At 33.0% G+C, this 16,042-nt stretch carries 14 protein-coding genes; 3 read left to right on the top strand and 11 right to left on the bottom strand.

Annotated elements, in window-relative coordinates; all coding sequences use genetic code 11:
- Window positions 1-7: 7 nt before the first annotated feature.
- The 4 genes from H3S74_RS07315 to H3S74_RS07300 are packed head-to-tail and all read right to left on the bottom strand — an operon-like array spanning window position 8 to window position 2,983.
- Entirely contained in the window at window positions 8-1,063 is a 1,056-nt protein-coding gene (locus tag H3S74_RS07315) for a tyrosine-protein phosphatase (protein ID WP_198247589.1), read from the bottom strand.
- A gap of 3 nt (window positions 1,064-1,066) precedes the next feature.
- Window positions 1,067-2,335 (bottom strand): PTS sugar transporter subunit IIC, encoded by a 1,269-nt coding sequence (locus H3S74_RS07310; RefSeq protein WP_086363214.1) that lies wholly within the window; start codon window positions 2,333-2,335, stop codon window positions 1,067-1,069.
- A gap of 16 nt (window positions 2,336-2,351) precedes the next feature.
- Window positions 2,352-2,660 (bottom strand): PTS sugar transporter subunit IIB, encoded by a 309-nt coding sequence (locus H3S74_RS07305; RefSeq protein WP_110446916.1) that lies wholly within the window; start codon window positions 2,658-2,660, stop codon window positions 2,352-2,354.
- A 17-nt stretch (window positions 2,661-2,677) separates the two neighbouring features.
- Window positions 2,678-2,983 (bottom strand): PTS lactose/cellobiose transporter subunit IIA, encoded by a 306-nt coding sequence (locus H3S74_RS07300; protein WP_198247588.1) that lies wholly within the window; start codon window positions 2,981-2,983, stop codon window positions 2,678-2,680.
- A gap of 170 nt (window positions 2,984-3,153) precedes the next feature.
- Here H3S74_RS07300 and H3S74_RS07295 point away from each other — a divergent pair, with 170 nt between their 5' ends.
- Window positions 3,154-5,850 (top strand): sigma 54-interacting transcriptional regulator, encoded by a 2,697-nt coding sequence (locus H3S74_RS07295; protein ID WP_198247587.1) that lies wholly within the window; start codon window positions 3,154-3,156, stop codon window positions 5,848-5,850.
- Between the two features lie 94 nt (window positions 5,851-5,944).
- Here H3S74_RS07295 and H3S74_RS07290 read toward each other — a convergent pair whose 3' ends face one another.
- Complete coding sequence (locus H3S74_RS07290) at window positions 5,945-7,324, bottom strand: PTS transporter subunit EIIC (protein WP_198247586.1); 1,380 nt, start codon at window positions 7,322-7,324, stop codon at window positions 5,945-5,947.
- 267 nt (window positions 7,325-7,591) lie between these two features.
- Between H3S74_RS07290 and H3S74_RS07285 the strand changes: the two genes are divergently transcribed.
- Complete coding sequence (locus tag H3S74_RS07285; protein WP_198247585.1) at window positions 7,592-8,791, top strand: enolase C-terminal domain-like protein; 1,200 nt, start codon at window positions 7,592-7,594, stop codon at window positions 8,789-8,791.
- A 47-nt stretch (window positions 8,792-8,838) separates the two neighbouring features.
- Here H3S74_RS07285 and H3S74_RS07280 read toward each other — a convergent pair whose 3' ends face one another.
- From H3S74_RS07280 to dnaK, 5 genes are all read right to left on the bottom strand, one after another.
- Window positions 8,839-9,561: a GntR family transcriptional regulator gene (locus H3S74_RS07280; RefSeq protein WP_366940014.1), complete on the bottom strand. Its 723-nt coding sequence runs from the start codon at window positions 9,559-9,561 to the stop codon at window positions 8,839-8,841.
- Between the two features lie 192 nt (window positions 9,562-9,753).
- Window positions 9,754-10,395 carry a peroxiredoxin-like family protein gene (locus tag H3S74_RS07275; protein ID WP_110446912.1) on the bottom strand — a complete coding sequence of 214 codons (642 nt, stop codon included), beginning with the start codon at window positions 10,393-10,395 and terminating at the stop codon, window positions 9,754-9,756.
- Window positions 10,392-10,889 (bottom strand): MarR family winged helix-turn-helix transcriptional regulator, encoded by a 498-nt coding sequence (locus H3S74_RS07270; protein ID WP_086363220.1) that lies wholly within the window; start codon window positions 10,887-10,889, stop codon window positions 10,392-10,394. The genes H3S74_RS07275 and H3S74_RS07270 overlap by 4 nt, the downstream gene beginning before the upstream one ends.
- A gap of 195 nt (window positions 10,890-11,084) precedes the next feature.
- Window positions 11,085-12,215: a molecular chaperone DnaJ gene (dnaJ, locus tag H3S74_RS07265; protein ID WP_110446910.1), complete on the bottom strand. Its 1,131-nt coding sequence runs from the start codon at window positions 12,213-12,215 to the stop codon at window positions 11,085-11,087.
- Window positions 12,216-12,341: 126 nt separating this feature from the next.
- Window positions 12,342-14,261 (bottom strand): molecular chaperone DnaK, encoded by a 1,920-nt coding sequence (gene dnaK / locus H3S74_RS07260; RefSeq protein WP_034903492.1) that lies wholly within the window; start codon window positions 14,259-14,261, stop codon window positions 12,342-12,344.
- Between the two features lie 229 nt (window positions 14,262-14,490).
- On the opposite strand from dnaK, the gene satP reads away from it, so the two are divergent.
- Window positions 14,491-15,069: an acetate uptake transporter gene (satP, locus tag H3S74_RS07255; protein WP_034903495.1), complete on the top strand. Its 579-nt coding sequence runs from the start codon at window positions 14,491-14,493 to the stop codon at window positions 15,067-15,069.
- 70 nt (window positions 15,070-15,139) lie between these two features.
- Here the strand turns inward: satP and H3S74_RS07250 are convergent, their stop codons facing one another.
- A complete protein-coding gene (locus H3S74_RS07250) occupies window positions 15,140-15,964 on the bottom strand; it encodes a hypothetical protein (protein WP_198247584.1) in 825 nt (274 codons plus the stop codon).
- Between the last annotated feature and the right edge of the window lie 78 nt (window positions 15,965-16,042).

The following is a 16,042-nucleotide window of genomic DNA, read 5'->3' as shown; positions in this document are numbered from 1 at the left end:
AATTTTTTTAATATAGATAATTTTGTTTTATTTTTTCTCTCTCGCTTTCTGTTATTTTTAACGCTTTAGTTAAATATCCCGCAATTGACCCGAATCTTGTACGCATTTCATCAAATGCAGCTTCAAGGTAACTACTACGCGCTTCCATCATAGAATACAAAAAAGCTAAAATTTCGGCATTATCGGTCTCTTTTTTATATTTCTCCATTCTACGCATATTACGAGAATACCTTAATTCACTTGTCATTGCATAATCTAATAATATAGTTTGTTCATCAACGCCTAAAATAGCTAATATAATAGCTATACCGAAACCGGTTCTATCTTTACCTCCTCGACAATGTTGTACTATCGCCAAATTTCGGCTATCTAAAATAATATCAATAAGTTCTCTATATATTTTGGCTGTTTCAGGATTACGGATAAAATCACGATTTTGTTCTTGCATAATTAGCCCTGAACCATCAATAATCATTTTGCCATTTTTGCTTTGGCTTAAACTAATGAGCTCCTGTATTTTTTCATGATCATTACTAGCCTTAGCTGCTAATTCTGCTGAAGATGCATCGGGAATTAAACGAAATGTATTTAGCTGATTATTCCACAAGCGATTGGGTTGTTTGCTGTATTCTTTTTCATTACGATAATCAATAATAGTATGAAAATTTGCTGTTTTTAAATATGCGATATCCTTATCTGTCAAATTATGTAAATGATCCGAACGATAAAGATTACCCCATCTAACAGTTTTACCATCACCAGTTCTATAGCCGCCAATATCACGAAAATTATTTGCACCTTCCAATGGTAGAACACGTTCAGCAGTCACATAATTTTGACCATTAATATCAAGGATAAAATAGCAACGTTTATCATCAAGAATATCTAAATCAATGCTTGATTGTGTTGTTTGAGTAAGTACAGTTTTTTCAGCATTTTTTATATCAGCACTATCACTCAAATAAATTTTTACCTCTTGCGATTGTGCTGGTGATTGCCAACTTAGACGCACACGGCTTGGTGTTAATCTTTCAACTGCATTAACTATAATATTATTGTGCATCTATTATTTCTCCGTTGCCGCTTGTTCAATACTGAGTTTTTGTCTATCCATGTAACGAACAAATGGAAAGTAAACCAACATAGCAACAACCAATAATACCACATGCCATATTGCCATTTGCCAACCACCAATCATAAATCCTTTAATAATTTCAGGCGTTCCAGCCGTTGGTAGAGGCATACCATTAACACGAGGAATAATACCAATCAATGTAGCAAAATAAGATAAGCCCACATTAATGGTTCCGGCAAAAATTAAAGGTAAAAATAAAATTGGATTTAATACCATAGGTAAACCAAATTTGTAAGGCTCACTAATACCAAAGCAACCTGGTATAAAGCCAATCTTACCTAAACTTTTCATTTGTTGGCTCTTACAGCGTACTAATAAAATAGATAATGCCAAATAACGAGGTCCTTTTTGTGCATTAATAAATGTCATAGTGACAATAAATGGTAACGCCTGACCTGCTTGAAATGCTTCTAAATTGGCTATATCAAAAGGATAGAATAAAGCATATAAGATAGCCGAAGTCGCCATTGAACCGTGAATACCAAAGAACCATAAAAATTCCGCTAAAAATACAATTAATAACGCTGCTGCTAAACTTGCACCTAAGCCTTGAAGTGGTACTTGAATTATGGAATAAATTAAATTATGTACATTATCAAATTCAGTAAGACCAACTAACGCATTAATTAGAGCGAATACTACGGCAATAATAAATGCGGGGATGAGACTCGAAAAAGATTTTGATACAAAATCAGGTACTGACTCAGGCATTTTTATCGTTAGTTTACGATTAAGTAAGAAAATATAAAAACGTGTAGCAAATAATCCTACTAACATCGCAACAATCATTCCTCTTGAACCAACATACAAAAGATCAATGGCTGCAATACCGTTGGTTTTCATTGGAGTGATAAAAAGAAAAGCCATTAGCCCCATTAATGCAGCTAAAATACCATCTTTTTTATGTAATTCTGCCATCTTATAGGCAATAGCTACCACGACATAGAGTGAAATCACGTTCATGGTGACTACTGAAGCAACTTTAAAAGCGGATTTTAATCCTGTTGCCACTAATACTGCCTGATAAGATTCAATATTTAAACTATTTAAAACCGCAACAATCGAGCCCACCATCATGACAGGTAATAGCATCATCATGCCACTTGAAACAGCTTGCACAGAATAACTTGATTGAATAGAACCAATAACTTTTTGCAATTTTGCTCTAAAGCTCATTAGCGTTTCTTTATTATTTATCATAATAAAATCTCTCTTATTAGCTGATTCCATTGTCTAAAATTTCTAAGGCAGTTTTTAACACCTTTTCACCATTCATCGTTCCATAGTCCAGAGAATCAATAACAACTATTGGAATGTCATGCTGTTTTTTTAAGTTTTCATAGATATACTCTATTTGCGGTCCTAACATAATAATGTCCAGATCATCATATTGATCTAATTCAGTTTCGCTTACTGCATTAATATTGACATCAATACCCATCTTTTCCGCAGACTCTTTCATTTTTTTGACTAACATACTGGTAGAGAATCCACCCATACAAGCTAGCATAATGTTATAAGTCATATTAATTACCCCTTTAATTATTTATCTTTTAATATTTCTATAATTTCAATGGCTAAATCTCGCATTGAAATTGCATTCATTAAGTGATCTTGAGCATGAATAATCAGTAACGAAACTGGAATATGATTACCCTGAATCTCGTTTTGAATTAATTCAGTCTGTGTTTTATGCGCAATGGCTAAAAATTTTTTTACTTCTTCAATTAAACTATCGGCTTGTTCAAAATTACCTTTACGAGCAGCTCTAATTGCTCTTAGGCAGCGACTTCTTGCATCACCGCTATTAGTAATTAGTTGCATTACAATCTCTTCATACTCATTCATTAATTTTTCCTCAGTTTGATATATTTCATGTAATAAATAACAGCAATAACCGTGCCAAAACAAAATAAATTAAAAATAATCAATAAGTAATTTTTTAAGTTGCTAATGTGTTTTTATGTGTTTTAATACACATTGAAGAATGGATTTGCTAAAACACATTAGGATGTGAAATGTTAAGAATTGAGATTATTTTCCAAAAATTACAGGAATTAACGCTAAAAAACAGTGAAGGAGTTACTACTTCTGAACTTGCCACATTACTGAATTATTCTCGCGCAAATGTTAGCCACGAATTAAATCAGCTTATTAAGCAAGGAAAAGTGGTTAAAGATAAAGGAAAACCAGTCAAATATTCTATTGCTAAATCTTCGATAAAAACCGAAAACAAACCAAATTTCAAATTTGGTGAATTCAAAAATTTCATCGAGTCTAGCACCAGTTTGCATACCTTGATTGAACAAGCTAAAGCAGCCATATTTTACCCTCCTCATGGTATGAATATTTTAATTACTGGTGAGACTGGGGTTGGCAAATCACTGTTTGCCGAACTGATTTATAACTATGCTAAAAGTGTCAATAAAATTAGTCCTGATGCGCCATTTATCCATTTTAATTGTGCTGATTACGCCTCAAATCCACAACTACTTTTAACCCAATTATTCGGCTGTAAAAAAGGTGCCTATAGTGGTGCAATCGATGATCGTGAAGGTTTAGTTGAAAAAGCGCACACCGGGCTGTTATTTTTAGATGAAGTTCACCGTTTACCTCCAGAAGGCCAAGAAATATTTTTTACTTTTATTGATAAAGGCCTTTTTAGACGACTAGGTGATACCGTAGAACGAACCGCACAAGTTCGTATTATTGCCGCAACGACAGAAGATCCTAATTCAGCATTATTGCGTACATTTACTCGTCGCTTTCCTATGAATTTAACAATTCCGCCTTTAAGAGCAAGAACTTTTGAGGAAAGGTTTAATCTAATTCAAAATTTCTTTAATACCGAATCTGCACAATTAAAAGAAAAAATTGTCGTATCAAGTAATGCCCTTCGCGCTTTGTTAGGCTATAACTGCCCCAATAATATAGGGCAACTTGAAGCTGATATTCGTTTTATTTGTGCAGCCGCCTATGCCAAACATATTTCCTACAGTAATTCAGAGTATATTTATATTAATAGTGCTCTATTACCAAATCACATCAGTGAAGCATTATTGATTGAAACACAACATCGTCAAACGTGGAATAAAATCATTGGTATTAATCGAAAAAATATTATATTTCAGGGAGAAAATAATAAGATCCTATATGAAAATAATAAATCGAATGATATTTACGATATCGTAAATCGAAAAATCGCTGAATTAAAAACTCAAGGTAGGGAAAATTTCGAACTCGAAGAAGAAATTGAACAAGAAATTCAGGATTATTTTTATACTTATATTTATAATAATACTAAAAAATATGATAAGAATAAGTTGAAAAATATAATTTCAACTAAAGTATTACGTTTGACTGAAGCCTTAATTGAACAGGCTGAAAACAGTTTACAGTGTAGCTTTAATAATCGTATTTATTATAGTTTAGCTAACCATATCGAACAGACACTAAAGCGAATAAATAGCAATCAAAAGATTAGTCATCCGCAATTAAATAAAATCCGAACGAATTATCCAAATCAATTTAATGCTGCACTTGATTGTCTTACAATGATTGAACACATTATGGATACGACACTGCCCATCGATGAAGCAGCTTATCTGGCCATGTTTTTTATATATGGTACTAATAATCCTATTTTACCTTCAAATAATGTGCAAATTGTCGTTATTGCTCACGGAGATAAAACCGCAACGTCAATCACGAAAACAGCACATGACTTACTTAACATTGAATATGCACTTGCTTTTGATGTACCACTTGATGAATTGCCACAAAAAATTCTCGAAAAAATTATTAACCATATTCAATTAACTAAAAATAAATCAGACATGCTATTACTGGTTGATATGGGATCTTTGAAAAATTTTGGTGAAGAGATAGAGGCAAAATGTAACATTAAAACCAAAACAATTCAACTAGTTAGTACTTTACATGTTATTGAGGCAATTCAAAATGCAATGAATGGATATGGCTTAGAAGAAGTATATGAGAATGTGTTACAAATTCATATGCTTAATCAAGCGCCATCAGTATCAGCACCGCAAGAAGAGAGTTTAGTTAATAAAAAATTAGCTATTTTAATTATTAATGTGCCGAATAAAAGTACCAATATCACCATAGATTTATTAAATAATGTACTTTCATACCGACAAAATATCTTAGACATTATTGCACTTAGTTTATCTCACGAAGATGATAAATTATTTAAAGAAATCGAAGAAATTCAGCAAAGTCATACTATTGTTGCTATAGTGAGCCCATTTAACTTTAATACTTCAATAAGTCAATTCGATTTAACATCATTAATTTATCCGGACAATATTAAGAAATTACAGCAATTAATTGATATTGAAACCATTTACTCTTTAATCGAAAAAACACTTTCGAATATTTTATCCAATATTGAACCGCGCGATTTACTAACAGATATTAAGCATTTTAATGAAAATATAACCCGTAAATTTAATATTAGAGTATCAAATAACACTTTGATTGGACTGGTTATGCATATCGCTTGTATGCTTGAACAGATAATTAATGGCGAGCAGAGCAAAGTTAAATTTATTGATAAACAAAATTATATTCGTAAATATAGGAATGAATATTCAATTATTAAAGATGAATTGGTTGTTTTTGAAGAAAAATATAAAATTATCATTCCTGAAGATGAGATATGCTATATATTAAAATTCTTTAACCACCTTTAGAAAAGGTGGCAATATTAAGCCATACTTTTGATATAACCTGATCGATAAAGCCCGTAATATCACGAGCTGTTATGAGGTTATTTAAAAATTAGGCCTATTTTTTGCCAACAAAAATATAAGCCATTATGAACGATGAGCAAATTGATATTAATACCCCCAATATTGCAAAGATAAAGTATGGACCAATATAGGCGGGTAAACTAAAGATACTCGATAGAATATAGCCATATAACCTTACACCAAATAAAGCAATAAAAGCGGAGGCAATCGCACTACCGGCAGTTGCGGCAATAAAGGCTTTTTTATACTTGGTTAATACACCGAATAGAGCTGGCTCGGTGATACCTAATAATGCAGATACTGCGGCAGAAACAATAACCGTTTTTTCTTGCTTATTTTTCGCTTTAAAATACATAGCAGCAGTCGCACCAGCAATGGCCATATTTGCCATAAACATCATCGGCATCAACATATCATAGCCTAATTCAGCAAAATTCTGCAACGCTATAGGGGTCATTGCATGATGCATACCCGTCAAAATAGCGACCGGTCGAATTGCGCCAACAATAGCGCCAGCAAACACAGCAGAAACATCAAATAGCGAACGGATAAATAGTGCTAACAATTTACCTAAATAGATACCTATAGGACCAATTAAGGTAAGAGCCAATAAACCAGCAATAAATAAAGTTACCGTTGGTGTGAAAACTGTTTTGAGCACATTAGGCATAATTTTATCAACGAATCGATAAATATAACTTAATGCCAGTACAGAGAAGATAATCGGAATAACACTACCAGCATAGTTAAAAATCGATATTGGTATCATATCCAAAAAATAATAAAAACTGGCAGCATCAGGATTAGTTATTAGTAATTTTGCCGCATCAATTAAAGTTGGATACATCAAACAAGCGGCGATTGCAGCGGCTAAATACTCATTAGTTTTAAATATTTTTGCTGCCGAAACCGCCAAAAAAAATGGTAAAAAGTAAAACACACCACTAGCGATTAAATCGATAATAATAACTGTATCACTGGTTTTAGGAACGACTTTTAACGCAATGAGACCAGCAAGTAACCCTTTAATCATCCCCGCGCCAGCAATCGCCGGTACGATAGGACCAAAAACACCAGACACCGTATCCATAAACAAAGAAACAATGCCTTTACGTTCTTTGACAGATTCTTTGGATAGTTGTTTAGCTTGATCATTTTCTGGCGTTTGTAATCCTATTTCATCAGCCAGAATGTCAAAATAAACTTTAACTTGAGTACCTACTACAATTTGGCATTGATCACTTTGAAATTGAGCACCAATTACCCCGGTAATTTTTTTAATTTCATCCCAATTGACCATGGTTTGATCAACTAAATCAAATCGTAAACGTGTCATACAATGCCAAGCATTTTTAATGTTTTCCTTACCACCAATATTAGCGATAATTTTTTTAATACTTTCTTGTTTACTCATTAGAACCTCAATCGTCCCTAGAATTGGTTTAATTAAAATAATAGAAACTTTAAATTATCAATACAAGAATGAAAAGTTTGATCTAGATCACAAAAAAAGGGGTTTTAACACTGAAATTTACTATATTTTTCAATTGGTATGCTTTTTATCGACAATTTTAATTCAAATTTGAACCAATAATTTTTCACTAATATTTTGCTCTTTACAGATGTGAAAAATATCGGTAATTATATAAAAAGAAAAAATTTTAAAGAGGATTCTAACCCTATGTTACCAACCCTTATCACTGACATTGAATGTATCATTACTAAACCTGATAGACATAATCTTGTTACCGTAATTATTTATACAGATAAAGATGTGATTGGTTATGGCTGTGCAACTTTTCAACAGCGCCCATTAGCCGTAAAAACCATTGTTGATGAATATTTAAAACCGTTGCTAATTGGCCGAGATGCCAATAATATTGAAGATATTTGGCAGATGTTAATGGTTAATGCTTATTGGCGTAATGGGCCAATCATTAATAATGCTATTGCTGGTATTGATATGGCATTATGGGATATTAAAGCCAAACTAGCGAATATGCCTCTTTATCAATTATTTGGTGGTAAATCAAAAGATGCGATAGAAGTGTATACTCATGCTACCGGTGAAACATTGTCAGAACTTTTTAAACAAGTTGACCAATGTATTAGTCAAGGTTATCGCCATATTCGTTGTCAGTTAGGGTTTTACGGTGGCAAACCAGAAGAATTGCATAGTCCACAACAGTCAAGTAGTGGTGCTTACTTTGATCAAGATCAGTATATGCAAAATACTTTAGAGATGTTTAAAAAGTTACGAGAAAAATATGGTTATAAAATCCATTTTTTGCATGATGTACATGAAAGATTATTTCCTAATCAAGCAGTCGCTTTTGCTAAACAAGTTGAGCAATATCAACCATATTTTATTGAAGATATTTTACCGCCTAATCAAAACCAATGGCTGGAGCAAATTCGTAACCAAACTTCAGTTGCTTTAGCGACCGGTGAACTATTCAATAATCCATTAGAATGGCAAGAGCTGATCATTCAACGTAGAATTGATTTTATTCGTTGCCATGTTTCACAAATTGGCGGAATTACACCTGCATTAAAATTAGCTACTTTTTGCCAACCATTTGGGATAAGAGTTGCTTGGCATTGCCCACCTGATATGACACCAATTGGAGCAGCTGTGAATACTCATTTAAATATTCATTTACATAATGCAGCAATTCAGGAATATATTCCTTATTCGGCAAATACACAGGCAGTATTTCCAGGTATTATTGCCGCCAAACAAGGCTATTTATATCCAATAGAGAAAATAGGCATTGGCGTTACACTAGATAAAGCTCAGGCAGATAAATATCCAGTGGTTTATCGACCACATGAATGGACACAAAGCCGCTTGCCCAATGGAGTTATACATACCCCATAAATCAAGATAATGAATATTTTTTAAATAACCAAAGTTGATTGATAAATTTACTTTTTATCATCAACTAATCTTAATTCAAAATTAGGTTTATTAAACGGTGTAATATAAGTACAAGTATAGTGAATATCAATAATTTCACTAATGGCATAAATTGCACCATTATTTAAAAAACACCGATTAATAATTTTCATTGCTGGCATGCCTTTTTTGCATTTGAGTAATTCAGATTCCTGACGATTAATGGCAACAGCTTGATATTGAGTTAGATAATGGGATATCTCATAGCCTTTACTTAATACATATTGTTGAATAGAGTTTTCAATATTTTTTTGTTTCAGATCAGGAAAATATCGACAAGGTAACTTAGAAATCTCAATTTGGGTACCTCGACCGTCAACAAAACGAATACGATGAAACTCCCAAATATATTCATCATCAGTTAGATTAAATGTTTGTTTTTCTTCCAACTGTACTCGTCGTTTACGAAATAAAATCAGTTTAGAGTTGATTTGATCATAATGTTTTTCAGTCAGCGAATTATAAATTAAAGGATTATTTTTAGCTTGTTGATTAATAAAAGCACCCGAACCTTTTTGAACCGAAATAATACCAATTTGCAGCAGTTTTTCTAGCGCTTTACGTATAGTATGACGAGAGACTCCATAACTTTCCGCAAGCTCTCGTTCGGGAGGCAATTTTTGATTAACAAAACTTAATTGTTGATAAATTCGCCCTAACAGATCTTGAGCAATAAAATCTTTTTTCTTTATCTTCACAAGCTGTTACCTTATAACTCACTCACAGCAGAACAACAACGTCATATTATTAAGTATGTTCTCACGATTAAAATGTAACTTTATAGTTTTAATTAAATTTAATATAAAAAGGGATAATATTTTATATTATCCCTTTTTATATCAGATTAGTAACATTTTATATTATTAAATAAATTTAAATCTTTATTAGTTTAATACATTTATTAATTCGGATATATCAGCTCGTTCCATATAATTAGCATTAACATAAGCAAAATAAATCTTTTTATCTTGCCCAATTAAATAAGTTGCTGGTATTGGCAATGTATAGCTATCATCGCCATTAAAATCCAATAAATTAGCACCTAAACTATTATATAACTCTCTAACTTTTTCAGGTAATGTGAATACTAAACCAAACTTATTAGCTATGTTATTTTTAATATCTGATAGTATCGTTATCGACATCGATTTTTCTTGTTTTAACTGTGCGCTAATTGAAGCTTTCTGCGGTGAAATAGCAATAAAATGCATATTTTTAACTTGCTGAATCAGCTCTAAATTATTTTGAAAATGTTCTAATTCTTTTACACAGAACGGGCACCAACTACCTCGAAAGAAACTAATAATTACGGGTTGAGTTTCAAGTAATTTGTATAAATTGATTTCTTGATTATCAGTTGATATTAGTGAAAAGTCTGGTGCAATATCTCCACATTGTAAAGAATGACTATCTAGTTTTTCACTTAACATATCTGCTAATGAGTTATCCAAAATATTTTGTACATCTTGGGGTAATTGAGTAATTAAATCTCGTCTTAACCTTTGTAAATCTTCAATTAGTTTCATTTAACGATTTCCTTTCTTGATACATTTTCATGAATTTGGCTTAATACCTTTTTGAATATAGCAACATCATTATCAGATAAATTATTAGTTATTTTTTCTATCCAAAAACTGTGCTCTTTTAACGTTTCCGTCAATAAATCCATTCCTGCTGGGGTTAAACAAATAATAGAAATTCTTTTGTCATTGTCATCATTTCTTTTTGATACTAGCTGATCATTAATTAGAGAACTAACAAGTGTTGTTGTTGAAGCTTTAGTTATCCCTAATAATTTAGCAATTTCTTGCAAAGATAATTCTTGGTATTCTTTTAATAAAACTAAAATAATTAATCGACTTTCTGAGAGATGATATTTCTGAAGACGTTTGGCACACTCTATATCAATTAGATTAGCAACAGATAACAACGTAAAGCATGTTCGGATCTTTTCTAAATCTACCGTGTTTTGTTTCTTCAAAATATTGCAAAAAGATAAATAGCGATTTTCAAGCTGCATACTTTATATCCATAAAATTAGTTAGCCACCTTACTAATTTAATATGCTAATTAAGATATGGTTTAATGTCAATAAGGGATATTGAATAATAAAGAAAAATATACGATATCTGAAAACAGCAATAATACTATTTAAAAAAGCAGAATAAAAAAATCGAGCCATTATTTGGCTCGATTGTATAATCAATAAAGAATGTTATCCAAAAAATTTCTTCACTTTATCAAGAAAGCTTTTTTCTTTTGGGCTATGTTTTGAGTTTTTATCCGATTTAAAACTTTCGCCTAACTCTTTTAATAACTCTTTTTGTTTGCTAGTTAGATTAACTGGTGTTTCAACTGCAACATGGCAATAGAGATCACCTACAGCACTGCCTCGTAATGATTTAATACCTTTTCCACGTAATCTAAACATTTTACCGGTTTGTGTTTCTGCCGGTATGGTTAGGCTAACTTTACCGTTCAGGGTTGGTACTTCAACCTCACCACCTAGTGATGCTAACACAATATTAATTGGAATTTCGCAATGTAAATTAGTGCCATCTCGCTCAAAGATTGCATGCGGTTTTACTTGTACTTGTACATATAAGTCACCAGCTGGAGCACCATTTAAACCCGCTTCACCTTCACCTGAGAGTCGAATACGGTTTCCTGTATCAACCCCAGCAGGAATAGTAACCGAAAGTGTTTTAGTTTTTTGAACACGTCCTTCTCCATGACATTTTTTACATGGATTTTTAACCACTTTTCCACGCCCATGACAAGTCGGACACTCTTGCTGCACAGCAAAAAAGCCTTGCCGCATTTGCACAACACCCGCACCGTGACAGGTATTACAAGTTACAACATCTGAAGCTTTTTCAGTTCCTTGACCATGGCAAACATCACAATTTACCCAAGTTGGTACTTTAATTTCTTTGCTTACACCGCTAGCTGCTTCTTCTAATGTTAATGAAATATTATATTGTAAGTCATTACCACGCGATGCGGCTTGACCTCGCCCTCGGCCACCACCGAAGAAATCACTGAAGATATCATCAAATGCAGAACCGCCTCCAAAACCACCAAATCCGCCGAAACCACCAGCGCCACCTTGCCCTTGTTCAAAAGCGGCATGGCCATACTGATCATAAGCAGCTTTCTTTTGTGGATCGGTTAAGATTTCATAAGCTTCTTTAACTTCTTTGAATTTTGCTTCAGCTTCAGCTTTGTTATCCTGATTTTTATCCGGATGATATTTCATGGCTAGGCGTTTGTAGGCTTTTTTTATCTCAGTTTCACTGGCACTTTTACTCACGCCTAATGTTTCATAATAATCTTTCTTCGCCATAATTAACCTTTAAATTTAATCATTATATAAACAACTAAACGGGCTTGAGTTACCTCGCGCCCGTTTAATGTTTTACATGTTTAAAACTCGTTGCAATAACTCATTAAAAAACATATCAGTTAATGCTTATTTTTTTTCATCATCAACTTCTTTGAAGTCTGCATCAACAACATCATCTTGCCCTGCAGCACTTCCGCTATTGGCTTGACCTGCAGATTGATCTGCTTGAGCTTGTTGTTGAGCTAACTCAAGTAATTTTTTTGAAGCTTCCATTAATGCATTAATTTTAGCTTCGATCTCTGCTTTGTCTTCACCGCGAGCTGCATTTTCTAAATCACTCACAGCGCTTTCAATAGCTGTTTTATCATCAGCTGATAATTGATCACCAGCTTCAGTCACTTGTTTACGAGTTGAGTGAACAAGATGATCAGCTTGGTTACGAATTTGAGCTAATTCTTCGAATTTACGGTCTGCATCAGCATTTGCTTCAGCATCATTTACCATTTTTTGGATCTCTTCTTCGCTTAATCCTGAAGAAGCTTTAATGGTAATGTTTTGCTCACGACCAGTATTTTTATCTTTTGCTGATACATGCAAAATACCATCAGCATCGATATCAAAGGTTACTTCGATTTGTGGCATACCACGTGGTGCAGCTTGAATACCATCAAGGTTAAATTGACCTAATGATTTGTTGTCACTTGCACGTTTACGTTCACCTTGTAATACATGGATAGTTACAGCTGATTGATTATCTTCAGCAGTTGAGAATACTTGACTATGTTTTGTTGGGATAGTCGTGTTTTTCTCAATCAAGGTAGTCATTACACCACCCATTGTTTCAATACCTAATGATAATGGTGTTACGTCAAGTAATAATACATCTTTAACATCACCACCTAATACACCACCTTGTACTGCCGCACCAACAGCTACTGCTTCATCAGGGTTAACGTCTTTACGTGGTTCTTTACCAAAGAAATCTGCAACAGCTTTTTGAACCATTGGCATACGTGTTTGACCACCAACTAGGATGACATCTTTAATATCAGAAACACTAAGACCGGCATCTTTTAATGCTGTTTTAACAGGTTCCATTGAACGTTTAACTAAATCTTCAACTAATGATTCAAGTTTAGCGCGAGTCACTTTGATATTTAAGTGTTTTGGCCCACTTGCATCAGCAGTGATATACGGTAAGTTAATATCAGTTTGTTGCGCTGATGATAATTCAATTTTAGCTTTTTCAGCAGCTTCTTTTAAACGTTGCATTGCTAATGGATCATTTTTAAGATCAAATCCTTGTTCACGTTTAAATTCGTCAACTAAATAGTTAATTAAACGTGAGTCAAAGTCTTCACCACCTAAGTGAGTATCACCATTTGTTGCTAATACTTCAAATGTTTTTTCACCGTCAACTTCATCAATTTCGATAATTGAGATATCAAAAGTACCACCACCAAGGTCATATACCGCAATAGTTCGGTTGCCAACATCTTTATCTAAACCATAAGCTAACGCTGCTGCTGTTGGCTCATTGATAATACGTTTTACATCTAAACCAGCAATACGACCAGCATCTTTGGTTGCTTGACGTTGTGCATCATTAAAATAAGCAGGAACAGTAATAACTGCTTCTGTAACAGGCTCACCAAGATAATCTTCTGCAGTTTTCTTCATTTTCTTTAATACTTCAGCAGAAATTTGTGGTGGAGCAATTTTTTGACCTTTAACATCAACCCAAGCATCACCATTATCAGCTTTAACAATTTTATATGGCATAATACCAACATCACGTTGTACTTCAGCATCTTCATAACGACGACCGATTAAACGTTTAATTGCAAATAATGTATTTTGTGGATTAGTTACGGCTTGGCGTTTAGCTGGTTGACCAACTAAGATTTCACCATCTTGAGTGTAAGCAATGATGGAAGGGGTTGTGCGATCACCCTCGGCATTTTCTAATACTTTTGCTTGACCATTATCCATTACTGCAACACATGAATTTGTTGTACCTAAATCGATACCAATAATTTTACCCATAATCTTTTCTCCTCAAACCTGTATTTTATTTCTTATATATAAGACTGAAAACATCGTTTTCAAGTCCCATTTTAGATAAAGAAATGTTTTTGTTTTCACATAAATGGGAACAATATTATTAATATCAAGGGGTGATACAAAATTATTTTTTACAAAATCTTGATTATCAGCTTTTCAACACTTATTATTGCCGCTCTTTTTTTTACGAAAATTAATTTATAGGATCCTTATGGAACAAATAAAACTTGCAAATCCAGGTCCACTTGGACTAATGGGTTTTGGTATGACTACAATTTTATTAAATATTCATAATGCAGGATTTTTTCCAGTTATGACGGCAATCGTTTCTATGGGTATTTTTTATGGTGGATTAGCCCAAGTAATCGCAGGAATTTTAGAATTCCGTAAAGGAAATACCTTCGGAACAACAGCGTTTACTTCATACGGTTTCTTTTGGATTGCTTTAGTTGGTATTTGGTATTTACCTACTTCACCAGCAACTGCACCTACCGATGCAACCTTTTTAGGGATTTTTCTAGCACTGTGGGGGATTTTTACCGCATTTATGTTTATTGGTACATTAAAAGCTAACCGAGCATTACAATTTGTTTTTGCTAGCTTAACCATTTTATTCGCTCTATTAGCAATTGGTAATATTTCTGGTAACCATGACATTATTCATATTGCTGGTTTTGAAGGTATAATTTGTGGTGCGAGTGCAATTTATCTTGCAATGGCTGAAGTTCTAAATGAACAATTTGGTCGTACAATTCTACCTATTGGTGCAGCAAAAGGCGCTACACATTAGTTCATCACAATTCTGATACCTATCCAATTCTATCGGTAGGTATCAAGTTCTTTTCCGCGACAATCCATTATCATTTTTCATTCATTAATGCTCGGCATACATCTAGCAGCGATTGTGTATGTTTTTCTAATCTTTCATCAGATAAATAATTATCTTTAGGCGAGTGAGCATTTTTTATAAGGATTTTATTATCTTCATTTATATCACCTGATGTGATCATAATGTAATTAGATAATGTCGTTTCAATACTCCCATCATGAAAATGAACATCCGCTATATTTAGATCACATCCTTGTGGTTTAAAAAAAACTAAATTATCACCATTGGCAATACTATCCAAGAAAATAAATTTTTTATCTTTGATTTGTTTAGCATAGCTTTCTAACATTTTTAAACCATATTGACCACTATTGCCACCATCATAAAGAACAAAAGCAATTTTTTTCTTTACTTTTTTATCTAACTTATTAATAAGATTAATAATAGTAATAATACTTGATGAATTACAAACGAAATTTTTAGTGTTTGGAATGCCACTTTTAAATTTGGCAATTAAGAAAAACAACAGCACTGTTGAAACTATAGCTGAAATGCCAGAAACACTAAAAAAGCCATTAATCCGGATATCAGGTAAAAAAACGAGGTAATTTAATATTAATGATGCAATGAATAAAAATATAAACGGAGCAACACTAATAAAGTAAGTCAGCTTACTAAATTGTGATTGAAAAGCATACGTTTTCTGCAAATTAAAATTATTGATCCCAGTATCGTAATTAGTACAAATAACGACCTCTGCTTTATTAAGATCGCCGATATAAGCATTATAATAATTTTGATAACGTCTAGTCGCTAATTTTAATTTAGATAGTTTCGCATCCACTTGATAACCCAATGGCGCTAATTCCTTAGATATTATCCTTAAAAAAGAGATTTTCTCTTTTGGATTAAACCTTTTACCAAATATGATGCC

It is taken from the genome of Gilliamella sp. W8126, assembly GCF_016102185.1.
Taxonomy (GTDB): Bacteria; Pseudomonadota; Gammaproteobacteria; order Enterobacterales; family Orbaceae; genus Gilliamella; species Gilliamella apis_A.
This window is presented reverse-complemented; position numbering and strand designations above follow the sequence as displayed.

Bases quoted from the DNA above. Each gene is read 5' to 3' on its own strand.
- dnaJ (WP_110446910.1), bottom strand. From the start codon at position 12,215: ATGGCGAAGAAAGATTATTATGAAACATTAGGCGTGAGTAAAAGTGCC.
- H3S74_RS07300 (WP_198247588.1), bottom strand. From the start codon at position 2,983: ATGAATGAGTATGAAGAGATTGTAATGCAACTAATTACTAATAGCGGT.
- H3S74_RS07285 (WP_198247585.1), top strand. From the start codon at position 7,592: ATGTTACCAACCCTTATCACTGACATTGAATGTATCATTACTAAACCT.
- H3S74_RS07295 (WP_198247587.1), top strand. From the start codon at position 3,154: ATGTTAAGAATTGAGATTATTTTCCAAAAATTACAGGAATTAACGCTA.
- H3S74_RS07310 (WP_086363214.1), bottom strand. From the start codon at position 2,335: ATGATAAATAATAAAGAAACGCTAATGAGCTTTAGAGCAAAATTGCAA.
- satP (WP_034903495.1), top strand. From the start codon at position 14,491: ATGGAACAAATAAAACTTGCAAATCCAGGTCCACTTGGACTAATGGGT.
- H3S74_RS07315 (WP_198247589.1), bottom strand. From the start codon at position 1,063: ATGCACAATAATATTATAGTTAATGCAGTTGAAAGATTAACACCAAGC.
- H3S74_RS07290 (WP_198247586.1), bottom strand. From the start codon at position 7,324: ATGAGTAAACAAGAAAGTATTAAAAAAATTATCGCTAATATTGGTGGT.
- H3S74_RS07275 (WP_110446912.1), bottom strand. From the start codon at position 10,395: ATGAAACTAATTGAAGATTTACAAAGGTTAAGACGAGATTTAATTACT.
- H3S74_RS07270 (WP_086363220.1), bottom strand. From the start codon at position 10,889: ATGCAGCTTGAAAATCGCTATTTATCTTTTTGCAATATTTTGAAGAAA.
- H3S74_RS07305 (WP_110446916.1), bottom strand. From the start codon at position 2,660: ATGACTTATAACATTATGCTAGCTTGTATGGGTGGATTCTCTACCAGT.
- dnaK (WP_034903492.1), bottom strand. From the start codon at position 14,261: ATGGGTAAAATTATTGGTATCGATTTAGGTACAACAAATTCATGTGTT.